Source organism: Geodermatophilus sp. YIM 151500, from assembly GCF_025716945.1.
Classification (GTDB): Bacteria; Actinomycetota; Actinomycetes; order Mycobacteriales; family Geodermatophilaceae; genus YIM-151500.
Genome location: NZ_JAOVZT010000005.1, coordinates 167,731 through 189,181, shown reverse-complemented (window position 1 = coordinate 189,181; position 21,451 = coordinate 167,731). Strand labels below are relative to the sequence as shown.

Genomic DNA, 21,451 nt, shown 5'->3' with positions numbered 1-21,451 from the left:
GCTCGCGTCGGCATGCGGGCCCGGCGCCCCGTGCTGACCGTCCAGGACCTGCGCGTCACCTACGGCGGGGCCGTGCAGGCGCTCCGCGGGATCTCGATGGAGGTGCCCGACGGCAAGGTCGTCGCCGTCCTCGGCAGCAACGGCGCCGGCAAGAGCACTCTCCTCCGCACCGTCTCCGGAACGCTGAAGCTGCACCGCGGCAGGGTCGAGTCCGGCTCGGTCCGGCTCGACGGCACCGACCTGCTGGCGCGCGACGCGGCGCAGACGGTCCGCTCGGGCGTGGTGCAGGTGCCGGAGGGCCGGCGGATCTTCGGCCGGCTGACGGTCGAGGAGAACCTGCGCGCCGGGGCCATGGGCAACCGCGACCGCGCCGCGCGGGCCGCGGCCCAGGCGCGCGTGCACGAGCTGTTCCCGGTGCTGAAGGAGCGCAGCTCGCAGCGGGGCGGCCTGCTGTCCGGCGGCGAGCAGCAGATGCTGGCGATCGGCCGGGCGCTGATGGCCAGCCCGAAGCTGCTGCTGCTCGACGAGCCCTCGCTGGGCCTCGCACCGCGGGTCATCGGCCAGATCGGCGAGGTGATCGCCGAGATCAACCGGCAGGGCACGTCGGTGCTGCTGGTCGAGCAGAACGCGACCATGGCGCTGGGCGTCGCCGACCTGGCCTACGTCCTCGACGTCGGTGAGGTGTCCCTGTCGGGCGAGGCCGGCGTGCTGGCCGGCACCGACGAGGTGCAGCGGCTCTACCTCGGCCACGACGCCGACCACCAGCGCGGTCGCCGGGCCACCTCGGGCCGCACGCTGTCCCGGTGGACGGCGTGAGCGCGGCACCCGTGGGGGCGGGCACCGTCCGCGACGACATCCCGCCGGTCGAGGTCCGCGACGTCAGCGTCCGGTTCGGCGCCATCAAGGCGCTGGCGGGCGTCTCGTTCACGGTGGAGCCGGGCACGATCCATGCGATCATCGGCCCGAACGGGGCCGGCAAGTCGACGATGTTCAACGTCCTCTCCGGCGTCTACAAGGCCGCCGAGGGCGAGGTGCGCTTCGGCGAGCACCGCCTCGACCACATGCGGCCGCACAAGATCGCCGGCATCGGGGTCGCCCGCGCGTTCCAGAACATCGCGCTCTCGGGCACGCAGTCGGTCGCCGAGAACCTCATGCTCGGCCGCCACCACCTCACCACGGCCGGCTTCCTGGCCGCCGGCCTGCGGCTGCCCCGGGCCACCCGGGAGGGCAAGCGGCACGGCGCCCGCGTCGCGGAGATCGCCGAGTTCCTCGAGCTGGGCGACAAGCTGCACGTCCCGGTGGGCGTGCTCTCCTACGGCGACCAGAAGCGCGTGGAGGTGGCCCGGGCGCTGTGCACCGAGCCGCGCCTGCTGCTCCTCGACGAGCCGGTCGCCGGCATGAACGCCGACGAGACCAGCCGCATGGCCGACGCCATCCTGGAGATCCGGTCGGCCCTGGGGATCTCGATCGTCCTGGTCGAGCACGACATGGGGATGGTCATGTCGCTGGCCGACCGGGTCACCGTGCTCGACTTCGGACGGCGGATCGCCGACGGCACTCCGGCCGAGGTTCAGCGCGACCCGGAGGTCATCCGCGCCTACCTCGGCTCGGGCGACGACGTCAGCCCCGACGCGGCCGCCGCCCACCACCACCCCGCCGACGCTCCCGGGACGTCCTCGTGAACCAGTTCCTGTCGCTGCTGCTGAACGGCGTCTCGCTGGGCGCGCTGTACGCCCTCATCGCCCTCGGCTTCGTGATCATCTTCAAGTCGAGCGAGGTGGTGAGCTTCACGCACGGCTCGCTGCTGCTGCTCGGCGCCTACTCCATCGCCCGGCTGTCCGGACCGCTCGGCTTCTGGCTCGCCGTGCTGGCCGGCCTGCTGATCACCGCGGTGGCCGCCTTCCTGGTCGAGCGGCTGATCATCAACCGGCTGCGCGGAGCTGCGGTGATCAGCCTGGCGATCGTCACCATCGGGGTCGACATCATCCTGCTGACCGAGCTGGTCCGGCGGATCGGCTCGGACATCCTCAACGTTCCCCACCCGTGGGGCGGGCAGTCGGTGCGGATCGGCCCGGTCGGCCTCAGCCAGAACCGGCTGATCGCCATCCTGGTGGCCGGCGCGCTCATCGCCGCCTTCTTCGCCGCCTTCAAGTACTCCAGCTGGGGGGTCGCGATGCGCGCGTCCGCCGAGGACGGTGAGACCGCCGCGCTGATGGGCATCCGCCAGGGCCGGGTCTCGGCCGTGTCCTGGGTGGTCGCCGGGGTGCTGGCCGGGGTCGCGGCCCTGTTCCTGGTCGGCTCCCCCACCCCCGGGGTCACGCCGGCGAACTACGCCGTGGCGCTGCGCGCATTCCCGGCGGCGATCCTCGGCGGCCTGGACTCGACCGGCGGGGCGCTGGTCGGCGGGTTGCTCATCGGCATCGCCGAGGCCCTCGCGGCCGGCTACCAGGACCAGCTGTTGTTCCTCGGCCGCGGGTTCAGCGCCATCGTGCCCTTCATCGTGATGATCGCCGTCCTGCTGGTCCGGCCGTCGGGACTGTTCGGGACCAAGGAGCTGACCCGTGTCTAGCCCGACCGCACGCACCACCGAGGCGCCGGCCGGCGGCGCCACCGGGAGCGGGACGCGGCCCGCTCCCGCGCGTCGCCGCCGCGGCGTGCGCTCGCTGGTCGGGCTGGTGGTCCTGCTCGCGCTGCTGCTCGTCGCGCTGGCCTTCCCCCTCTACTTCGGGGAGTTCTGGCTGCGCACCGGCTTCGCGGTGTTCGGCGCGATCGTGGGTGCCATCGGGCTCAACCTGCTCGTCGGCAACGCCGGCCAGCTCTCCCTCGCGCACGCCTTCTTCCTGGCCGTCGGCGCGACCAGCTACGTCTACGTGTCCGGGGAGCCCGGCGGGCTCGGCGTCGCGGAGCTCGACGGGCTGGGCCTGCCGCCGCTGGTCGGCATGGTCGTCGGCGTCCTGCTCGCGGGTCTGGCGGGGCTGATCTTCAGCCCCATCGCGGCCCGGCTGCGCGGCATCTACCTCGGCGTCGCCTCCCTGGCGCTGGTCTTCATCGGCATCCACCTGCTCAACACCTGGACGCCGGTCACCGGCGGCTTCAACGGCCGCGCCGCTCCGGACTTCTCGCTGTTCGGCTTCACGTTCGGCAACACCGACCCGCAGCTGTGGGTGCTGGGCGTCCCGTACCGCGAGGCCGAGCGGCTGTGGTACCTGGGCCTGGTCCTGGCCATCGGTGCGTACGTGTTCGCCCGGAACCTGCTGCGCTCCCGCCCCGGCCGCGCGATGCAGACCGCCCGCGACAGCGAGGTCGCGGCCGCGGTCATGGGCGTCAACGTGCAGGGCTACAAGGCCCGGATCTTCATGATCAGCTCCATGTACGCCGGGCTGTCGGGCGTCATGCTCGCGCTGTCGATCGGCAGCATCGCGCCGGAGTCCTTCGGGCTGGAGCTGTCGATCCTCTACCTGGCCATGATCGTCCTGGGCGGCCTGGGCTCGGTGGGCGGGGCCGCGCTGGGCGCCGCGTTCGTCGTCGCCCTGCCGTTGGTCTTCCAGCGCTACGCCGACGTCGTCCCGTTCGTCGGCGGCCCGGGCGAGGCCGGGCTGGCCCCCGGTGAGGCCGCCCGCTTCCTCTTCGGCGTGGCGATCATCCTCGTCATCCTCTTCGAGCCGGCCGGGCTGGCCGGGTTCGCGCACCGGTTCCGCCGCCGCCTGACCCGGCCCGGCGGCGGGACGACGACCCCGCCGCCGCCGGACTCCCCCGAAGGTTCCACCCGTCCCGACCCGTCGGACCGACCAGCACAAGGGAGCACCACCACATGAAGCAGTCCAGGAAGCCGCGCACCGCCACGGTGCTGGCCGCAGCCGCCGTCGTCGCGGTGGCCAGCGGGTGCAGCACGCGGGCACCGGAGTCCTCCGGCGGCGGTGGCGGCGGGGGAGGCGAGGCCGCCGACGTCCTCACCGACGTCGGCGTCGAGGGGACCACGATCACCCTGGGCGTCCTCACCGACCTCACCGGTGTGTTCGCCGCGCTGGGCAACGACATCACCAACGCCAACACGCTGTTCTGGCAGAACAACCAGGTCTGCGACACCTACGACGTCGAGCTGAACATCCAGGACACCGGCTACGTCCCGCAGCAGGGCGTGCAGCTGTACAGCAGCATCCAGGACAGCGTCCTGGCCATGCAGCAGACGATCGGCTCGCCGATCAACACCGCGCTGGCGCCGGAGTACGAGTCCGACCAGATCGTGAACTTCCCGTCGGCCTGGTCCAAGACGCTCACCCAGATCCCCGGCACCGGCGTGCTCGGCGCCACCTACGACGTGGAGATCGCCAACGGCTACGACTACCTCTTCCAGGAGGGACTGCTCGCCGAGGGCGACACCGTCGGCCACATCTACTTCGAGGGCGAGTACGGCGCCAACGGCCTCGAGGGCACCCGGGCGGTCGCCGAGCAGCGCGGTCTGGAGGTGGTCGAGGCCCAGATCAAGGCCACCGACCAGGACATGAGCGCGATCGTCACCCAGTTCGCCTCGGCCGGGGTGAACGCCATCGTGCTGACCGTCGCGCCGACGCAGCTGGCGTCGGTGGCCACGGTGGCCCAGGCCCAGGGCCTGGACGTGCCGATCCTCGGCAGCAACCCGGTGTTCGCCCCCGGCCTCCTGCAGGGCCCGGCGGCGGGCAAGCTGAAGGAGGACCTCTACATCGCCTCGCCCATCTCCGCCTTCGACCAGCACCCCGATCTGCTGCGGCAGTACCAGGAGGCCTACCCGGACTCCGTGCCGAGCCTCGGCGTCGTCTTCGGCTTCGGGATGAGCGAGACGATGAAGCAGGTGCTCGACACCGCCTGCGAGAACGGTGACCTCACCCGCGCGGGTGTGCTCGAAGCCTTCACCTCGCTGGAGGAGGTCGACACCGGCGGCCTCATCGTCCCCATCCAGGGCTTCGAGGTCGGCCGGTCGCCGAGCCTGTCCAGCTTCGTGCTGCGGCCGGCCGACGTCCCGGGCGGCGCCACGGTCGCGGCCGAGGCCTTCGAGAGCGAGCTGGCCCAGGCGGTCGCCGGGGGCTGACCCCGCACCCCCGCGACGGCGCCCCCTCCCCCGGCGGGAGGGGGCGCCGTTCTGCGTGCGCCGGCCGGCGCGGCCTACGCCCGCCCGGTCCGGGCCACCGGCAGCAGCCGCACGGCGAGCAGCCCGGTCAGGACGGCGCCCGCGACGAGCGGCACCGCGGGCGCGCTGGCCCGCGCGGTCACCGCGGCGAGGAACGGCGCGGCGAAGCCCAGGTAGGCGCACGCCAGGAAGAGCGAGGTGAGCTCGCCACGGCGGGTGGGCGCGGACAGCCGGGCGGTCAGCGTGAGGCCGGCGGCCAGCGCCAGCCCGCCGCCCGACCCGAGGGCGACCGCGGCCAGGAAGAGCCACGGCAGCGCGGTCGTGAGGGCGTAGGTCGCGGCGGCGGTGAAGCCGACGGCGCCCGACGCCGCGGCCACGACGGCGGTCCACGGCCCGAGCCGGCGCTGCAGCCCGGCGACCAGCGTGCCCGCGCCCAGCGTGCCCCCGGCGAGCACGCCGGTGACGGCCACACCGGCGGCGGGCAGCTCGACCAGCAGCGGCACCGCCGAGATCATCGTGCTGGGGAAGGCGTAGACGCAGACCGCCACGGGCGCCAGGACGGTCGCCGCCAGCCAGCCGTCCCCGGGCCGGACGAGCGGTGCCGGCGGGAACTCGGGACCACCGTGGTCGCCGCCGCCGCGCGAGGCGACGGCGACGGTCTCGGGCAGCCCCGCCGCGGCCGCCAGGCCGGCCAGCGCCAGGACGACGTGCACGAGGTAGGGCAGCACCGTCGGGGCCGGGGCGTACTGGCCGAGCAGCCCGCTGGTGAGCGGCCCGAGCGAGAACCCGGCGGTCATCGCGAAGGCCGCGCGCCGACCACCGGCACCCTCGCCGGAGGCGTGGGACAGCTCCCCCACCCACGCGCTGACCACGCCGAAGACGGCACCGCTGACGACGCCCTGCACGAACCGGGCGACGAAGAGGAGCGCGAGCGCGTCGCCGGCCGCGGCGAAAGCCAGCGACACCGCGGCCGAGAGGAGGATCCCCGGGAGGGCGACGCGGCGCCGGCCGAAGCGGTCGGACAGCGGGCCGGCGAGGAAGAGCGCGGGCACCAGCCCGGCCGCGTAACTGCCGAACAGCGCCGTGAGCACCTCGGGCGAGAGGTCGAGCCGGTCCTGGTAGACCAGCAGCAGCGGGGTCGGCACGTTGGTGCCGGCTGCGACGGCGAACAACGCGAACACCGCCCGCCGCCACGCCACCGGCAGACCCTAGTGACCGCTCCACCGGCACGCACGACGGGCGCCGGTGCCGGGCCGGGCGACGCGCCGTCCCACCGTGGTCCGCCGCGGGCTCAGAGCTGCCGGACGACGGCCGGCACGGCGCGCTGGAACGCCTCGGCGTGCCGCACCGACGCGTCGCCGTTGGCGTAGCGGGCGTGCCAGGCGCGGTGCTCGGCCCGCTGCGCGTAGTGCGTGCCCATGTACGACTGCGACGCGAAGGCCGCCATCGCGGCGATCTTGCGGTCGACCACCGGCGTGATGTCCAGGAAGGTGTCCGGCAGGAAGCCGCACCGCTCCGGCTGGTGCGGCTCGAAGAAGAAGAGCGCGGACGGCGGGACGGTCGGGAAGGCGCCGGCCACGCCGGCACCGGTGGCGAGCAGCCGGGCGCGCACGACGGCGGCGTGCGCGACCGGGTGGTCGGGATTGAACGGGTCGCGCTCGGTGTGGGTGAGCAGCACGTGCGGCGCGAAGTCGAGGACGACGTCGCGCAGCCGGTCGACGACCTCCTCACCGAACCGGAGCGGGTAGTCGCCCAGGTCGAGGCAGTCGAACGACGCGCCGAGGATCCCCGCCGCACTGGTCGCCTCCGCGTGCCGGACCTCCTTCACCGCCTCCACCGTCTGCCCGGCGACCTTCCACAGCTCCCCGGACTCGCCGCGTTCGCCGTAGGAGAGCGCGACGACGCGGGCCTCGCCGCCGGCGGCGACCGCGGTGGCGATGGCGCCCCCGGACCGCCAGACGAAGTCGCCGGCGTGTGCGGCGATCACGAGGAGCCTGCGCGGGATGTCGTCGGTCGTTCCGGGCACGGTCGTCCTCCGGGTGCAGGCTGTGCGGGTGGCCCTGGGGCGGGCGGTCAGCGACAGGGTGCCCGAGCCGCCCCTCCCCCTCGGCGCCCGGCCCGTCCCGGGACCGTCCGCGGAACCGCGGCGCCGAGCCGCCCGCCCGGGCACGTCGTGGGGCACGATGCTGCGCACGGTTCGCGAGCACGGCGCTTCCCGGGTGCGCCCCTGACGACGGAGAGGAGCAGGGATGACCTCCTCGGCCGACTGGGACGATCCGTCCCCGTCCGACCCATCCCGCATCCATCCGCCCCTGCGGGCGTCGGACACCGAACGCGCGGAGACGGTCCGGGTCCTGCAGGACGCCGTCGCCCGCGGGCTGCTCGGCACGGACGAGGCGGACCAGCGGATGGCCGCCGCCTTCGCCGCCGTCCACCGCCGGGACCTGCGCCCGCTGACGGCCGACCTCCCACCGGCGCCGTCCTCGCCGTCGCCGCCGGGGTGGGGCGCGCTGGCCGCGCTGACCGTCGCGCAGCTGCGGTCGTCGCTCGGCGGTGACGGGGGTGAGCGCCTGCGGGCGGGTCGGGTCGCGGTCGTGCTGCTCCTGACCTTCCTGGCCGTCGTCGTCGGCTCCGCGTTCGTCGACGCGTTGGACTGACGGCGGCCGGGGTGCGGCCGGTGCCGACGGCCGCGCGTACCGCCGGGGGCGTGCCGACGGCTCCCGACCGGTGTCAGGTCGCGCCGGCGCGCGGCCCGGGTGCACTTGTCGGGCCCTCGCGGACCTCGCCGCCGGGTGACCGCTGGAACAGCGCGTAGAGGTAGGCCAGCGCCGGCACGAGCACCAGCGCCCCGACGGCCAGGGCGACCAGCATGGCGACCAGCGTGGCCCGGCCGCGGGCGGCCTCCTCGATGGTCAGCTCGGGCAGGAGGACGTAGGGGTACTGCGCGGCCGCCCAGCCCAGCAGGATCGCGGTCACGGCGAGCGCCGAGGCCGCCCGCGCCGGCAGGAACCGCCGGCGCCACAGGAACACGAGCGCGACGAGGCCGGCGACGACCGACAGGACCACCAGCGGCAGTCCCCGGCCGGTGAGGCCGTCGAAGAGCAGCGGCGCGTCGGCGCGGAGGACGAAGAGGCCGGCGATGCCCAGCGCACCCGTTGCCGCCGCCGTCCCCAGGGCACGGGTGCGGAACTGCTCGGCGAGGTCGTCGGCCCCCTCGCGGCGCGCGTCCGCGCCGAGGAACACCGCGGCGAGGTAGGCGCACACCAGGACGGCGAGCACCCCGCCCAGCGCGGAGGTCGGGTTGAGCCAGCTGGTCAGCACGTCGCCCGCGGCGATGCCGGGCGGGACCCGGCCCGACGCGACGGCGCCGACGACGCTGCCGAGGAAGTACGGGGTCACCAGCGACGACAGGGCGAAGGCGGCGCCGAGGAAGCGGCGCATCGGGAGCGTCGTGATGCTCTTGCGGAAGGCGAATGCCGCCCCCCGCGCGATCATGCCGAAGGCGGCGAGGGTGAGCGGGATGTACAGGGTGGTCACGATCGCGGCGAACGCCCCGGAGAACGCCGTCCAGAGGACGACGAGGACGAAGATCAGCCAGACGTGGTTGGCCTCCCAGACCGGCGCGATGGTGTGCTCGATGAGCTGGCGCTGCCGGGCACCGCGGCGCGTGCCGCCGGCCAGCAGGTCCCAGATCCCGGCGCCGAAGTCGGCCCCGGCGAACAGGCCGTAGGCGACCAGCCCGACGAACATGCAGCTGAGCAGCACCTCCGCGAGGGTCATCGGACGGCCACCTCGCCGGCGGCGCGGTCGGGGGTGCCGGCGTCCGCCTCCTGCGGGGCGGGTGTGTCGGGACTCCGGGCCAGCCGCCGGAGCACGATCGCGGTGAGCACGGTGAGCACGGCGTACACCGCCACCACGCCGTAGAGGCCCAGGTACAGCCCCGACGCCGGGCTGACCGCGTCGGCGGTGCGCAGGAGGCCGTGGACGATCCAGGGCTGGCGGCCGACCTCCGTCGTGACCCAGCCGGCCTCCATGGCCACGATCGCGGCGATCCCCGAGACCGCGACCGCGCGCAGGAACCACGGCGTCCGCGGGATGTCCCGGCGCCGCCACCACGTCCAGCCGGACACGACGGCCAGCAGCAGCAGCGCGGAGCCGAGACCGACCATCGCGTTGTAGGCCAGGTGGACGACGTTGACCGGCGGCCGCTCGTCGGGCGGGACCTCCTCGAGGCCGGGCACGACGCCGTCGGGGTCGTGGTGGATGAGCAGGGACAGCCCGTTCGGGATCTCCAGCGCCCAGCGCAGCTCGTCGTCCTGGTAGATGCCACCGAGCGACAGGGGGGCGCCCGCGGTCGTCTCGTACTGCGCCTCCATCGCGGCCAGCTTGACCGGCTGGTTGTCGGCCACGGTGTTGGCGATCCAGTCGCCCACACCGATCTGCACCGGCGTGAGCGCGGCCGCGAACGCCAGCGGCACCAGCAGGCCGGCCCGGTGCCGGCGGTCACGGCGTCCGCGCAGCATCCCGACGGCGTACACGGAGGCCACCGTGAAGCCGGTGACCATGTACGCCGCCAGCAGCATGTGCACCACCTGCGGCCAGGTCGACGGCCCGAACATCGCCGCCCACGGCTGGGCGTCGACCACCCGGCCGTCCGCGTCCAGGCGGAACCCGGTCGGGTTGTTCATCCAGGCGTTGGCCGCCACGACGAAGAAGGCGCCGGCCATCCCCGAGACGATCATCGGGACCGCGCTGAGCATGTGCGCACGCGGGGACAGCCGGTTCCAGCCGAAGAGGTAGACGCCCACGAAGATCGCCTCGATGAAGAAGGCGAAGCCCTCGAGCACGAAGGGGAAGCCGAACACCTCCCCGAAGCGGTCCATCAGCCCCGGCCAGAGGATGCCCATCTCGAAGGACAGCAGCGTCCCGGACACCGCGCCCGCCGCGAAGAGCACGCCCATGGCCTTCGCCCAGGTGTGGGCGAGGTCGGTCAGCGTGCCGTCGCCGCGGCGGTGGCCCAGCCACTCGCTGACGACGGTGATCAGCGGGAAGGCGATCCCGAAACAGGCGAAGACGATGTGCCAGCCCAGGGACAGCGCCATCTGCATCCGCGCCGGGTAGAGGTTCTCCGCCGCGTCGGCGAGCACGATGGGGTCCACGCGGCTCCCCCCTCACGGACCGGTGACTGCAGGATCGGGGGCGGCCCCGGGTGCGCGCAACGGCTGCGGCGGTGACGGTGCCGGCGATCCCTGACGCGGTCGGGCCGGCTCCGGTCGACGGGCGGCCCGTGCGGTGGACGGAGCCTCGGCCTCAGGCCGCGGGCAGGTCGAGGACGTGGGCGGTGTGGTCGCGCTTGGCGGTCAGGTAGCGGGCGTTGGCCTCCGACAGGTGCACGCCCGTGGGCACCCGCTCGGTGATCGCGACGCCGAGCAACCCGAGCTGCGCGGCCTTGTCCGGGTTGTTGCTCAGCAGCCGGATGCGGTCGACGCCGACGGCGTGCAGCATCTGCGCCGCGGCGGTGTAGTCGCGTTCGTCCTCGCCATGGCCCAGCGCCCGGTTGGCCTGGTAGGTGTCGAGACCGGCGTCCTGCAGCGCATAGGCGTCGAGCTTGGCGTAGAGGCCGATGCCCCGGCCCTCCTGCCGCAGGTACAGCAGGAACCCGCCGGCCTCGGTGATCCGCTCGGCCGCCTCGCGCAGCTGCGGGCCGCAGTCGCAGCGCTGCGAGCCGAACACGTCGCCGGTGAGGCACTCGCTGTGCGGCCGCACCAGCGGGGCGGCGCCCCCTGCCGCCGCGCGGCCGAGCGCGCCCCGCCAGTCGCCCAGCCCGACCAGCAGGTGCTCCCGCCCGTCGGCCAGGCCGGTGAAGGTGAGGACGTCGGCCGTGGTGGCGTACCCGTCGGGGAAGCGCAGCGGAACGGTCACCCGGGTGCGCACCGCCGCCGGCACCCCCCGCCGGACGGCGGGGGCGGTGCCCGGCCCGTTGTCGACCGCTCGTCCGACCGGAGCCGGGTGGACCGTGCGACAGGAGGTCATGGGGGCCCCTCGATGGTTGTAGCGACAACTGGACGGTACGGGGGGATCGTTGTCGCGTCAACCATTTGTCTGCGACACTCGTGCCGTGGGCGTGGAGTGGCTGACCGACGACGAACGGGCCGCGTGGGTCCGGCTGATCGCCGTGGTCGAGCTGCTGCCCGGCGTCCTGGACGGCCAGCTGCGCCGGGACGCGGTGCTGACCCACTACGAGTACTACGTGCTCGCCATGCTGTCCGAGGCGCCGGTCCGGACGCTGCGCATGACGGCGCTGGCGGCGCGGACCAATGCCACGCTCCCCCGCCTGTCGCACGTCGTCCGCCGGCTCGAGGAGCGCGGGCTGGTCGAGCGCTTCCCCTGCCCCGAGGACGCCCGCGCCACCAACGCCCGCCTCACCGACGGCGGGTGGCGCAAGATCCTGGACACCGCGCCGGGGCACGTGGCGACCGTCCGCAGGTATGTGATCGACGCGCTCTCCCCCGAGCAGATCGGCCAGCTGGCCGGGATCGGCGAGGCGCTGCTGCGGCGGCTGGACCCGGACGGGAACCTGACCGCGCGCACTCCCACCGGACCCGACGTCCCGGCGGCGACATCGGGGGGTACCCGGGCCTGACCCGGCCGGCGCGCGGCGGCGCCGTCGCCCGTCGGACGACGGCGCCGCGCGGCCGTGCGGAGGTCAGTTCCCGCCGGCGTCGCCCCGGCCGCCCGGTCCGCCCCGGCCATCCGCGGGACGGTCCGGGAGGGCGCTGGTCATCCGGTCGGTGATGCGCTCCTCGAGGTCGGCCACCCGCTGATCGGCCTCCTCCTGGGTGAGTCGCCCGTCCTCGACGGCCTGCGCGACCCGCTCCTCCGCCGCGGCGACCAGCGCCCCGACCAGCGTCTCCAGCGGGACGCCCTGGGCCTCGGCGACGTCGGCCAGCGTGGTGCCCTCCGGTTCCAGGGCGGTGCGCAGCTCGTCCTCGGTCATCTCGAGCGCCTCGGCCGCGGTCGCCAGCGGGAAGCCGCCGCGGTGGCCACCGCCGTGCCCACCGAGGCCCGCGTCGCGAAGCGTGGTGGCGACCCGGTCGGCCTGCTCCTCGGTCAACGTGCCGTCGGAGACCAGGCCGTCGAGCGCGTTCCGGATCCGTTCGACGGCCGACGCCGCGGCATCCGCACCGGTGTCCGAGGCGGCCACCGCCGGCACCGCCACGGCCAGCCCGCCGAGGGTGAGGGCACCGGCGGTCACGCCGATGATGAGCTTCTTGCGCACGGGTCACTCCTTCGCCGGCGACCGGGACCTCCGGCCGCTGGGGAGGAGCCTCGGGGCTGTTCCTGGGGCGGAGCTGGGAACCGGCCGGGACGTCGGTGTGAACCGCGGCGCGGGGAGCAGACCTCCGCTGGCGCCCGGAGTGGACGACGCGGGACGCCCAGGCAGGCATCTGGTCGTGCTCCGGGCCATGACGACGTCGTCCCTGGCCGACGCCAAGGCGCACCTGTCGAAGCTCGTCGCGCGTGAGCGGTCAGCACGAGCGCGTGCACGTCACCGTGGATGGGAAGCCCCCGGCCGGGCGTCCCCCGGTCCGCCCGCTCCGCCTCGGGGATCGGTCAGGGAACGCGGCCCCTGGGAGCATGGGCGGGCTGACCGAGGAGACCCCCATGGGACTGTTCATCGTCCGCCACGAACACCGCGCGGACCACTGCCCCGCCACCGACCCCGCGATGGGCGCCCTGCTGCTCAACCACCTGAGCCGGGTGAACACGAGACGCCACGGCATCGACATCCACGGAGAAGCCGTCGCGCAGGGTGCGCACGCGCTCTACATGATCGTCTCCGCCGACGCCGAGGACCGGGTCCGACACTTCCTCGAGCCGTTCGCCCGCGCCGGCACGGTCGAGGTGCTCCCGGCCTCGACCTGCGCCGGGGTCGTGGCGAGCGGAGGGTGCGCCGCGCTGCCCGTGACCGACCCGGGCACGCCCGCCGCGGACCCCGAGGAGGTCTGCCAGGACGCCATGGAGGCCGGGCTGGTCGTGCACCGGGCGCACCCGCTCAACGGGGAGACCTCGATCCCGGCGCTCCTGGGCGGCGTGGTCATGCCGAATGCCCACTTCTACGTGCGCAACCACTTCCAGATCCCGCTGCTCGACCCGTCGGCGTGGCGGCTCGAGGTCGTGGGGCGGGTCGAGCGGCCGCTGCGTCTGACGCTCGGTGAGCTGCGCGCGTACCGCTCGCAGAGCACGGTCGTCACGATGGAGTGCGCCGGCAACGGCCGGTTCCTGCTCGACCCCGCGGTGCCCGGCGAGCAGTGGCGGCACGGCGCGGTGAGCACCGCGGAGTGGACCGGCGTCCCGCTGGCCGAGGTCCTCGACCGCGTCGGCGTGGGTACAGGAGCGCGGGAGGTGGTGTTCCGCGGCGCGGACCACGGCACGGTGGACGGCCGCGCCGACCCGATCCGCTTCGAGCGGAGCCTCGCGCTGGACGTCGTCCGGGAGGCGGGGGTCCTGCTCGCCTACGCCATGAACGGCGAGCCGATCCCGCGCCGGCACGGCTACCCGGTGCGCCTGGTGGTGCCCGACTGGTACGGCGTGGCGTCGGTCAAGTGGCTGACGGAGATCGAGCTGACCGACCGCCCGTTCGAGGGGTACTTCCAGACCGAGAAGTACCGCTACGAGTGGAACGGTGCGGACCGGCCGCGGTCGGAGCCGGTGACCCTCCAGCGGGTCCGCGCCCTGATCACCGACCCGGCCCCGGACGACGAGGTCGACCCCGGCGAGCTCACCGTCCGGGGAGTGGCCTGGTCGGGGGCGGCCGCGATCGACCGGGTCGAGGTGAGCATCGACGCCCGACCGTGGCAGGAGGCCCGGCTGGTGGGCGAGCGCCGCCGGCACAGCTGGCAGTGGTGGGAGCTCCGCACCCGTCTGGAGGCGACCGGGGCGGTGAGCCTGCGGGCGCGGGCCACCGACCTCGCCGGGCGGTCACAGCCCGAACGACCGGAGTGGAACCGCCTGGGATACGGCAACAACGCGATCCAGGAGGTGCTCGTCACCGCGCGATAGGGAGGGCGGCTGATCACCACGACGTCGCTGATCACCACGACGTCGCTGCACGACCGGCGGGCAGGCGGCCCGGACGGGGCACCCGCCTCCCCGCCGGTACCGCTGGTACGGGCGCGCCCGGGGGGTGGGCTCCTACGACTCCGTCGCGGACGGCTACGAGCGGCTGGCCGCGGGAGCCGATCGCGCGGGACCGGGTCGCCGCGGTGGCCGTCGCCCGCACCTGGCGCGGCATCGTGCCCGGCGCGGCATCGTGCCCGCCGCCGCGACGGCGCCTGGTCTGCCTCCCAACCCCAGACGGAGGACGAAGGCCCGGCCGAGGGCGTCGGCCACCTCCCGGTGGCGGCCGAACGACCGGGCGCTGGACCCCATCGTCAGCGGGTCGACGGGTGGCACGGCGGCAGCGGCGCACGGGAGCGACCACGCGACGCCAGCACGACACGGCGTGGCCGAGGGTGCGAGCCACGGGCTGGATCGGCGTGGAGCCCTGCCTTCGGCCGACGGCCGCTCAGGGCGCCGCCGGGGCATGCCTCCCGAGCTCGTGCGCGCGCCCGGGGTCGGTGGCGAGCGTGTCGGCGGCCAGCCGGAGGAAGTCGGGCAGCGCGGGGTGGGCCGACGACGTGCGCCAGGCGAGGACCAGTGGCACGGGAGGTGCGTCCCGGACAGGCACGTAGTGCACGTCCGGCCGGTTGTGGAAGAAGGCGGTGGACACCGGGGTCACGCCGACCCCCCGGCCCATGGCGATGGCGGTCAGCCACTCCTCGGTGTCGAGGACGTCGACGGTGCGGGCGGGCCGTCCCCCGGCCGGCCAGAGCTGCAGTGTCGTCGTCCCGTACTGCCGGTTGAGGACGACGGGCTCCTCCGCCAGGTCGGCCAGGGTCACCTCGTCCCGGTCGGCCAGCCGACCGTCGGCTGCCACGGCGGCGACGCGCGGTTCCTCGCGCAGCATCCGGACGTGCAGACCAGGGTCGTCGACGGGGCCGCGGAGCAGCGCGACGTCGACCGCACCCCCGGCGAGCCCGGCGGTGCGGTCGGTGACCCGGACCACCTGCAGCGGGCGGTCCGGATGGGCCCGCGACCACGCGCGGAGAAGCTCCGTGGTGTGCTCGCCGGCCGCGGCCCAGGCGTGCCCCAGCCGCAGCGGGCGCAGCGGGGCCGCCACCGCCAGGGCGTCGTCGACGGCGGCGAGGACGGCCCGGCAGCGGTCGCGGAAGGCCTCGCCGGTGGGCGTCAGCCGCAGCGACCGGGTCGAGCGCTCCACCAGCACCGTCCCGAGTTCCTCCTCGAGCCGGCGCAGGGTCCGCGACAGGGCGGGCTGGGTGATGTGCAGCCGGGCCGCGGCCCGGGTGATGGTCGGCTCCTCGGCGATGGCCAGGAAGGCCCGGACGTGGCGGAGCTCGAGCTCCATGCCCGGAGAGCATAGATCCCGGCGGATCGGCATTTCCCTCGACGGCCGGTCGGTGCCTAGCGTCGGGGTGACCACCCACCCGCTGCGTCCCCGGGGACCGCCTCCCGCCATGAGCACCTCGCCACCGGCCACCGGCTCCGCCGGCACCCGTGCACCTGCTGCCAGCCGCTGGTCGGCGCCCGGGCGGGGCGGTGCGGTCGGCATGGTGCTCGGCGGCATCCTGTCGGTCCAGTTCGGCGGCGCGCTGGCCGCGACGATGTTCGACCGGGCCGGCCCGGCCGGCATGGTGACCCTGCGGCTGGGCGGGGCCGCCCTGGTGCTCCTGCTGCTGGTGCGCCCCCGCTGGCGGGGCCACTCGCGGGCCGACTGGGCCGTCGTGGGCGCCTTCGGCGTCTCGCTGGCCGCCATGAACGCGTTGTTCTACGAGGCGCTGGCCCGGATGCCGATCGGCGCGGCGGTCACCGTCGAGTTCCTGGGGCCGCTCGGGCTGGCCGCGGTGCTGTCGCGGAGGCTCCGGCACGTCGGCTGGGTGCTGATGGCGGCGACGGGCGTGCTGCTGCTGGGTTACGGCTCGCTGACCGGGCTGGACCCGGTCGGGGTCGCCTTCGCCCTCGGCGCGGGCGTGTGCTGGGCCGGCTACATCCTGCTGTCGGCCCGGACCGGGCGCCGGTTCCCGGGCCTCGACGGGCTGGCCCTGGCGAGCGCGCTGGCCGCCGTCCTCGTGCTGCCCATCGGCCTGGCCTCGGCCGGGCCGGCGCTGGCGGCCCCCGACGTGCTGCTGGTCGGCCTGGCGGTGGCCCTGCTGTCGTCGGTGGTGCCCTACGCGCTGGAGCTCACCGCGCTGCGGGCGCTGGCCAGCCGGGTGTTCGGCGTGCTCATGAGCCTGGAGCCGGCCGCGGCGGCACTGGCCGGGTTGCTCGTCCTCGGACAGCTGCTGACCCCGCTCCAGCTGCTGGCGGTCGCCCTGGTCGTCGTCGCCAGCATCGGGGCCGCCCGCTCGCCGGCGGCGGCGGCGGTCGGACCGTGAACCGCACCCCCTGCGCCGGAGGCGGCCGGCCGGCGGCCACGGCGGCGTGTCTAGCCTCGCGGGCATGACGTTCTCGTGGGCCGACTCGCGTCGAGCGTTCACCGACGGCGCCCGGTGGTTCGTCCGCACGGCGGCCCTCGTCGGGGACCGGTGGGACCGCCCCGGCCTCGGCGAGTGGGACGTCCGCGCGCTGGTCGGGCACACCAGCCGATCGCTGCTGACCGTCGAGAACTACCTCGGCCAACCCGCGGCCACCGTCGAGATCCCCTCCCCCGCCGAGTACGTCCGCGCCACGCGGGCGATCGCCGCCGGCCCGGCCGTCGCGGCGCGCGGACGCGACGCAGGCGCCGCGCTGGGCGCCGATCCCGCAGCCGCCGTCGCGGACATCGCCGACCGCGTGCTCGCCCGCCTGGACGGCTGCGACGGCACCGAACTGGTCACCACGATCGCGGGCGGCATGCGGCTGGCGGACTACCTGCCGACGCGCTCCTTCGAGCTCGCCGTCCACACGTCCGACCTCGCCACCGCACTGCAGGTCCCCCTGGACGTCCCGGCGACGTCCGCGGCCCAGGCGCTGCGGATCATCACCGAGCTCGCCGTCACCGATGGCCGCGCCGGACCGCTGCTGCTCGCCGCGACCGGCCGTCCGGGCCTGCCGGCCGGCTTCTCGGTGCTCTGACGCGGCTGGAGCGAGCCGGCCCCCGGGGCCGGCCCGACCGCAGGCGCCCCCGGTCGCGATGAGTTCCGGCCGGGTCGCCGGTCCGTTCCGGTGACCGTGGTCGGACGTCGGACGACGCCGCCCGGCGCGAGGCACCCGGAGGACACCGCGAGGCACCCGGAGGACACCATGACGACCACGCCGGACCACCCGATCACCGCGCTGCCCGGCCGCCCGCCCGTCGTCGACCTGGCCACCTGGCAGACCGCCCGGGACGAGCTCCTGGTCCGCGAGAAGGCCCACACGCGCGAGGGCGACGCCCTCGCCGCGGCCCGCCGCCGGCTGCCGATGGTGGAGTTCGACGGGACGGTCGAGGTCGTCGGACCCGACGGCCCGGTCCCGTTCCTGGACCTGTTCCAGGGCCGCGACGAGCTCGTGGTCTACAAGCACATGTGGTACGACGGCGCGCCGCACCAGGGGCAGTGCGAGGGCTGCACCACCACGGCCTGGCACCTGAGGGACGCCGTCTACCTCAACGCCCGCGGCGTGTCGTTCGCCATCCTGACCACGGGCCGGTGGGACGACGTGGCCTCCTACGTCGAATTCATGGGCTACACCCAACCCTGGTACTCGGTGCGCGACGTGGACGCGCCGGTCGGCGACGACATGGGTTCCCTCACCTGCTTCCTGCGCGACGGCGACCGCGTGTTCCTGACCTACGCCACGACGGGCCGTGGCAACGAGCCGGCCAACGGCTCCCTCGGCCTGCTCGACATGACGCCCTACGGCCGCCGCGAGGCGTGGGAGGACGTCCCCGGGGGCTGGCCCGAGGCCCCCCGGGTCACCGAAGCGCCGGTCGGCGGGCACGGCGCGCCGATCTGCTGGTACTGGCGCTCGGACGCCGACGGGAACGCCACCTGGGGGCCGACCAGCCGCCCCGTGCCGCAGTGGACCCGCCCCGGCGCGACCCCCGTGGAGACCCTCGGCCGGCACGGCCACCACCACTGACGCGCCCCCGTCGACGGCGTCGGCGCAGACGCTCTGTCGGAGGTGGTCCAGGTGGACCGAGAGTCAGAGGTGGTCCAGGTGGACCGAGTCGATCGACCAGATCGCCGTCGGATCGCCGTGGTGGGCGGCACGCAGGGCCGGGAAGTAGTCGCGCAGCGCCTGGTCGTAGCTCAGCGAGCCGGCCAGCAGCTCTCCCGCGGCGGCCACGATCCGGTCGAGGTCGTCGCGGATGCGGGCGCGGCTCATGCTCGGTGTCCGCGGCCCCTCGTCGCCGTCCGGGGCGGTGACCGCCGGGTCGAACTGGCTGAAGCTCGGATAGCGGTCCGGGTCGGGCAGGATCGAGCGGAACGGCACGTGGTTGAAGTAGTACTCGAACCAGCGCCCGCCCGACAGGGACAGCCACGGCGTGCCGACGGCGAGCGCCGCCAGGCCGAAGCCGGTGTGCGGGGCGAGGAAGACGTCGCAGGCCTCGACCACCGCCAGCTGCTCGACCAGCGGCACGTCGACGCAGTCGACCGGGGCCGACCGGTGCGCCAGCAAACGCCGCAGGCCGTCCGGCCCCAGGGCGGTGCTCGTCCGCTCGTCGCGCGCCGTGCGGCCGACCAGCACCATCTGGACGCCGGGCAGGGCGTCGGTCAGCGCGTCGAGGACCAGCTGCCACGAGCCGGGTGACGGGTAGAGCGAGGGATCGCTCGACCCGGCGGGCAGCAGCGCGATCCGCCCGCTCACCGGGAGGCCGGTTTCGAGCCGCGCGGCCGCGGCGGCGCGGGCGGCCGGGGGCAGCACGAAGCGCAGCGGCTGGTGCGGCAGGTAGCCGGCCCGCTGCGCTCCGGTCACCGAGCGGCCGCGGCGGCCCCGGAGGTGGACGTCGGAGGCCGCGTAGTAGTCGCGCATGCCGGGGAACATCTCGAGCTGGAACGGCTGGTGCCTCCGGCCGTCGTCGACGATCCAGTCCCAGTCGCGGGGCACGGCGCCCAACCGGGACAGCGAGTCCGCGCACGGCTCCAGGAAGGGGTGGTCGATCGCGTGCGCGGCGGTGACGAACGGGCAGAGGCCGGCCAGTTCGGGGGCCGATGCCGCGTTCAGGGCCAGCGAGACCTCCCGCCCGGGGACGGCCACCGCGTGCCCGTGGCAGTAGTGCAGGGCCTCCACGGCATGCCCGACCGGCTGGGCGTAGAAGAAGTTGACCAGCATCCGCTCCGCCACGGTCGACCAGGCTCCGCTCACGACCCGGGGACCACGAGGCCGGTCTCGTAGGCGAGCACCACCAGGCGGGCGCGGTCCCGGGCGCCGAGCTTGGCCAGCAACCGGGAGACGTAGGTGCGCGCCGTCGCAGGGGAGAGGAACAGCTCCCGCGCGATCTCCTCGTTGGACAGGCCCCGACCGACGAGGGCGAGCACCTCCCGTTCGCGTTCGGTCAGCTCGCGCAGCGGCCGGTCGTCCACCGTTGTGCGCAGCCGGTCGGCCAGCGTCCGCATGACGGTGCGCGTCACCGACGGCGCCAGCAACGACCCTCCGTCGGCCACCACGCGGATCGCCTGCCGCAGGTCGGTCGGTGAGACGTCCTTGAGCAGGTAACCCGCGGCGCCGGCGCGGATCGCCTCGAACACGTGCTCGTCCTCGTCGAACGTCGTGAGCACCAGCACCCGGACGTCGTCCAGCCGGGGATCGGCGACGATCTCTCGAGTCGCCTGCAGGCCGTCCATGTCCGGCATCCGGATGTCCATCAGGACGACGTCCGGGTGCAGCTCCCGGACCCGGGAGAGCCCCGACCGGCCGGTGCCCGCCTCCCCCACCACGGCGATGTCGCCGTCGCGCTCGGCCAGGGCCCGCAGCCCGGTGCGGACGAGCTCCTGGTCGTCGACGAGCACGATGCCGATCACGTGTCGAGCCTCGTCGGCAGCGCGGCACGGACCACGAAGCCGCCGTCGCCGCGGCCGGCGGTCACCTGCCCGCCCAGCATGGCGGCCCGTTCCCGCATGCCGACGAGCCCGGAGCCGCTGCCCTGGTCGTCGTCGGGACACGTACCCGCACCGTCGTCGACGACGACCAGCTCCAGCCGGTCCCCGCGGATGCCGGCGGTGACCGCGGCGTGCGTGGCGCCCGAGTGCCGGAGCACGTTGGTCAGCGACTCCTGCACGATCCGGTAGGCGGCCGCCTCGATCGCCCCGTCCAGGCAGCCGTCGGCCACGTCGACGTCCAGGTCGACCGCGACACCGGCCTCGCGGGCGCCCTCGGCCAACCGGTGCAGACCGGCCAGCCCCACGGCTCCGCGTTCGACGTCGACCGCCGGCGAGCGCAGCAGCTTGACGGTGGCCCGCAGCTCGCGCAGCTGGGCCGACGTCGCGGCACCGATCTGCTCGACCGCGCGCCGGGCGGCACCGTCGTCGCGACCGATGGCCTCGGCGGCCACGTTGCTGTGCAGCGCGATGACCGACATCGCGTGCCCCACCGAGTCGTGCAGGTCCCGGGCCAGGCGGACCCGCTCGGCCTGCAGCCGGCGCTCGGCCTCCCGGGCGTGCTCGGCCGCTGTCAGCTCGCGGAGCCGCTCCTGGGAGGAGCGGGTCTCCCGCCGGGCGCGCACGCTGACCCCGAGCGCGATCGCCGCGGCGACGAGCGCCACGTTGGTGAGCAGCTCGTAGCTGAGCAGGTAGGTGGTCGGCAGCCCTTCGGCGACCCGGGCCCAGCCGGCGACCGCGACCAGCACCGCACCGGCCCCCACCGCCGCGCGGAGGGCACCGACGTCGGCCGCCCGGTAGAGCGCGGCCACGGCGGGCAGCGCGATGCCGATCGGTGGGAGGTCGAGCGCGTAGTAGGCGAAGATCGCCAGCACGGTCAGCGCCAGCACCGTCGCGGGCGCCCATCGGGCGGCCAGCACGAGGACACCGAAGCCGACGGCGAACAGGTAGGCGCCGGCCGTCGCGCGGCCGGTCCCCTGCAGGTCGGCGGCGATGACCAGCGCCACCCCCAGCGTCTGGGCGGTGGCCAGCAGCAGGTCGGTGAGCCGCCGGTCCACCCCGCCGGCCGGCGCGTCCCTGGCGGTGGACACGCCGCCAGCCTAGGAACACTGCCGCCGGTCGGACATCCCCTCCGGGTCGACCGACCGGGTCGCCTGGAGGCGACGACGCCCGTCGGCCCGGGACGAGGGGCGGGGACCGTCCGCGGCCGGTGCGCCTCCGGTCCGTG

At 75.0% G+C, this 21,451-nt stretch carries 21 protein-coding genes; 11 read left to right on the top strand and 10 right to left on the bottom strand.

All coding sequences use genetic code 11. The features are described from left to right. Positions 1 to 12 precede the first annotated feature (12 nt). From OF117_RS10995 to OF117_RS10975, 5 genes are read left to right on the top strand one after another with little or no spacing between them, the layout of a single operon-like run. Positions 13 to 816 carry an ABC transporter ATP-binding protein gene (locus OF117_RS10995; protein ID WP_263552876.1) on the top strand — a complete coding sequence of 268 codons (804 nt, stop codon included), beginning with the start codon at positions 13 to 15 and terminating at the stop codon, positions 814 to 816. Beyond that, a complete protein-coding gene (locus OF117_RS10990) occupies positions 813 to 1,682 on the top strand; it encodes an ABC transporter ATP-binding protein (RefSeq protein ID WP_263552875.1) in 870 nt (289 codons plus the stop codon). The genes OF117_RS10995 and OF117_RS10990 overlap by 4 nt, the downstream gene beginning before the upstream one ends. Beyond that, positions 1,679 to 2,569, top strand: coding sequence for a branched-chain amino acid ABC transporter permease (locus tag OF117_RS10985; RefSeq protein ID WP_263552874.1), 891 nt, complete (start codon positions 1,679 to 1,681; stop codon positions 2,567 to 2,569). Before OF117_RS10990 ends, OF117_RS10985 begins: the two co-directional genes overlap by 4 nt. Further along, positions 2,562 to 3,815 carry a branched-chain amino acid ABC transporter permease gene (locus OF117_RS10980; protein ID WP_263552873.1) on the top strand — a complete coding sequence of 418 codons (1,254 nt, stop codon included), beginning with the start codon at positions 2,562 to 2,564 and terminating at the stop codon, positions 3,813 to 3,815. The genes OF117_RS10985 and OF117_RS10980 overlap by 8 nt, the downstream gene beginning before the upstream one ends. Further along, positions 3,812 to 5,065, top strand: coding sequence for an ABC transporter substrate-binding protein (locus tag OF117_RS10975; RefSeq protein WP_263552872.1), 1,254 nt, complete (start codon positions 3,812 to 3,814; stop codon positions 5,063 to 5,065). The genes OF117_RS10980 and OF117_RS10975 overlap by 4 nt, the downstream gene beginning before the upstream one ends. 74 nt (positions 5,066 to 5,139) lie before the next feature. Here the strand turns inward: OF117_RS10975 and OF117_RS10970 are convergent, their stop codons facing one another. Further along, entirely contained in the window at positions 5,140 to 6,303 is a 1,164-nt protein-coding gene (locus OF117_RS10970) for an MFS transporter (RefSeq protein ID WP_263552871.1), read from the bottom strand. Positions 6,304 to 6,395: 92 nt separating this feature from the next. Then, entirely contained in the window at positions 6,396 to 7,130 is a 735-nt protein-coding gene (locus OF117_RS10965; RefSeq protein WP_263552870.1) for a PIG-L deacetylase family protein, read from the bottom strand. Positions 7,131 to 7,353: 223 nt separating this feature from the next. Between OF117_RS10965 and OF117_RS10960 the strand changes: the two genes are divergently transcribed. Beyond that, entirely contained in the window at positions 7,354 to 7,761 is a 408-nt protein-coding gene (locus OF117_RS10960; RefSeq protein WP_263552869.1) for a DUF1707 domain-containing protein, read from the top strand. Between the two features lie 73 nt (positions 7,762 to 7,834). Here the strand turns inward: OF117_RS10960 and OF117_RS10955 are convergent, their stop codons facing one another. The 3 genes from OF117_RS10955 to OF117_RS10945 all read right to left on the bottom strand — a co-directional run bounded on the left by OF117_RS10955 (position 7,835) and on the right by OF117_RS10945 (position 11,137). Then, positions 7,835 to 8,884 carry a cytochrome d ubiquinol oxidase subunit II gene (locus OF117_RS10955; RefSeq protein WP_263552868.1) on the bottom strand — a complete coding sequence of 350 codons (1,050 nt, stop codon included), beginning with the start codon at positions 8,882 to 8,884 and terminating at the stop codon, positions 7,835 to 7,837. After that, positions 8,881 to 10,263 carry a cytochrome ubiquinol oxidase subunit I gene (locus OF117_RS10950; protein WP_263552867.1) on the bottom strand — a complete coding sequence of 461 codons (1,383 nt, stop codon included), beginning with the start codon at positions 10,261 to 10,263 and terminating at the stop codon, positions 8,881 to 8,883. The genes OF117_RS10955 and OF117_RS10950 overlap by 4 nt, the downstream gene beginning before the upstream one ends. 151 nt (positions 10,264 to 10,414) lie before the next feature. Continuing rightward, a complete protein-coding gene (locus tag OF117_RS10945) occupies positions 10,415 to 11,137 on the bottom strand; it encodes a GTP cyclohydrolase II (RefSeq protein ID WP_263552866.1) in 723 nt (240 codons plus the stop codon). An 85-nt stretch (positions 11,138 to 11,222) separates the two neighbouring features. Here OF117_RS10945 and OF117_RS10940 point away from each other — a divergent pair, with 85 nt between their 5' ends. After that, complete coding sequence (locus OF117_RS10940; RefSeq protein WP_263552865.1) at positions 11,223 to 11,747, top strand: MarR family winged helix-turn-helix transcriptional regulator; 525 nt, start codon at positions 11,223 to 11,225, stop codon at positions 11,745 to 11,747. Between the two features lie 63 nt (positions 11,748 to 11,810). Here the strand turns inward: OF117_RS10940 and OF117_RS10935 are convergent, their stop codons facing one another. After that, complete coding sequence (locus OF117_RS10935) at positions 11,811 to 12,383, bottom strand: hypothetical protein (RefSeq protein ID WP_263552864.1); 573 nt, start codon at positions 12,381 to 12,383, stop codon at positions 11,811 to 11,813. Between the two features lie 386 nt (positions 12,384 to 12,769). Here OF117_RS10935 and OF117_RS10930 point away from each other — a divergent pair, with 386 nt between their 5' ends. Then, positions 12,770 to 14,167 carry a sulfite oxidase gene (locus OF117_RS10930; RefSeq protein WP_263552863.1) on the top strand — a complete coding sequence of 466 codons (1,398 nt, stop codon included), beginning with the start codon at positions 12,770 to 12,772 and terminating at the stop codon, positions 14,165 to 14,167. A gap of 505 nt (positions 14,168 to 14,672) precedes the next feature. On the opposite strand, the gene OF117_RS10925 is transcribed toward OF117_RS10930, so the two are convergent. Further along, positions 14,673 to 15,572 (bottom strand): LysR family transcriptional regulator, encoded by a 900-nt coding sequence (locus OF117_RS10925; RefSeq protein WP_263552862.1) that lies wholly within the window; start codon positions 15,570 to 15,572, stop codon positions 14,673 to 14,675. 109 nt (positions 15,573 to 15,681) lie between these two features. Here OF117_RS10925 and OF117_RS10920 point away from each other — a divergent pair, with 109 nt between their 5' ends. The 3 genes from OF117_RS10920 to OF117_RS10910 all read left to right on the top strand — a co-directional run bounded on the left by OF117_RS10920 (position 15,682) and on the right by OF117_RS10910 (position 18,265). After that, a complete protein-coding gene (locus OF117_RS10920; protein ID WP_263552861.1) occupies positions 15,682 to 16,599 on the top strand; it encodes an EamA family transporter in 918 nt (305 codons plus the stop codon). A gap of 64 nt (positions 16,600 to 16,663) precedes the next feature. Next, a complete protein-coding gene (locus OF117_RS10915) occupies positions 16,664 to 17,278 on the top strand; it encodes a maleylpyruvate isomerase N-terminal domain-containing protein (RefSeq protein WP_263552860.1) in 615 nt (204 codons plus the stop codon). A gap of 168 nt (positions 17,279 to 17,446) precedes the next feature. Continuing rightward, positions 17,447 to 18,265: a DUF899 domain-containing protein gene (locus OF117_RS10910; RefSeq protein ID WP_263552859.1), complete on the top strand. Its 819-nt coding sequence runs from the start codon at positions 17,447 to 17,449 to the stop codon at positions 18,263 to 18,265. A 63-nt stretch (positions 18,266 to 18,328) separates the two neighbouring features. Here the strand turns inward: OF117_RS10910 and OF117_RS10905 are convergent, their stop codons facing one another. From OF117_RS10905 to OF117_RS10895, 3 genes are read right to left on the bottom strand one after another with little or no spacing between them, the layout of a single operon-like run. Next, positions 18,329 to 19,492 carry a hypothetical protein gene (locus OF117_RS10905; protein ID WP_263552858.1) on the bottom strand — a complete coding sequence of 388 codons (1,164 nt, stop codon included), beginning with the start codon at positions 19,490 to 19,492 and terminating at the stop codon, positions 18,329 to 18,331. Further along, the gene (locus tag OF117_RS10900) at positions 19,489 to 20,148 is read right to left on the bottom strand and encodes a response regulator (RefSeq protein ID WP_263552857.1); all 660 of its coding nucleotides are present in this window, start codon (positions 20,146 to 20,148) and stop codon (positions 19,489 to 19,491) included. Before OF117_RS10900 ends, OF117_RS10905 begins: the two co-directional genes overlap by 4 nt. Next, positions 20,145 to 21,314, bottom strand: coding sequence for a sensor histidine kinase (locus OF117_RS10895; protein ID WP_263552856.1), 1,170 nt, complete (start codon positions 21,312 to 21,314; stop codon positions 20,145 to 20,147). The genes OF117_RS10900 and OF117_RS10895 overlap by 4 nt, the downstream gene beginning before the upstream one ends. Positions 21,315 to 21,451: the final 137 nt, after the last annotated feature.

What these genes read in the sequence shown, in the direction of transcription:
- OF117_RS10995 (WP_263552876.1), top strand. Translation starts at nt 13, where the DNA reads ATGCGGGCCCGGCGCCCCGTGCTGACCGTCCAGGACCTGCGCGTCACC.
- OF117_RS10975 (WP_263552872.1), top strand. Translation starts at nt 3,812, where the DNA reads ATGAAGCAGTCCAGGAAGCCGCGCACCGCCACGGTGCTGGCCGCAGCC.
- OF117_RS10960 (WP_263552869.1), top strand. Translation starts at nt 7,354, where the DNA reads ATGACCTCCTCGGCCGACTGGGACGATCCGTCCCCGTCCGACCCATCC.
- OF117_RS10955 (WP_263552868.1), bottom strand. Translation starts at nt 8,884, where the DNA reads ATGACCCTCGCGGAGGTGCTGCTCAGCTGCATGTTCGTCGGGCTGGTC.
- OF117_RS10945 (WP_263552866.1), bottom strand. Translation starts at nt 11,137, where the DNA reads ATGACCTCCTGTCGCACGGTCCACCCGGCTCCGGTCGGACGAGCGGTC.
- OF117_RS10930 (WP_263552863.1), top strand. Translation starts at nt 12,770, where the DNA reads ATGGGACTGTTCATCGTCCGCCACGAACACCGCGCGGACCACTGCCCC.
- OF117_RS10925 (WP_263552862.1), bottom strand. Translation starts at nt 15,572, where the DNA reads ATGGAGCTCGAGCTCCGCCACGTCCGGGCCTTCCTGGCCATCGCCGAG.
- OF117_RS10920 (WP_263552861.1), top strand. Translation starts at nt 15,682, where the DNA reads ATGAGCACCTCGCCACCGGCCACCGGCTCCGCCGGCACCCGTGCACCT.
- OF117_RS10915 (WP_263552860.1), top strand. Translation starts at nt 16,664, where the DNA reads ATGACGTTCTCGTGGGCCGACTCGCGTCGAGCGTTCACCGACGGCGCC.
- OF117_RS10910 (WP_263552859.1), top strand. Translation starts at nt 17,447, where the DNA reads ATGACGACCACGCCGGACCACCCGATCACCGCGCTGCCCGGCCGCCCG.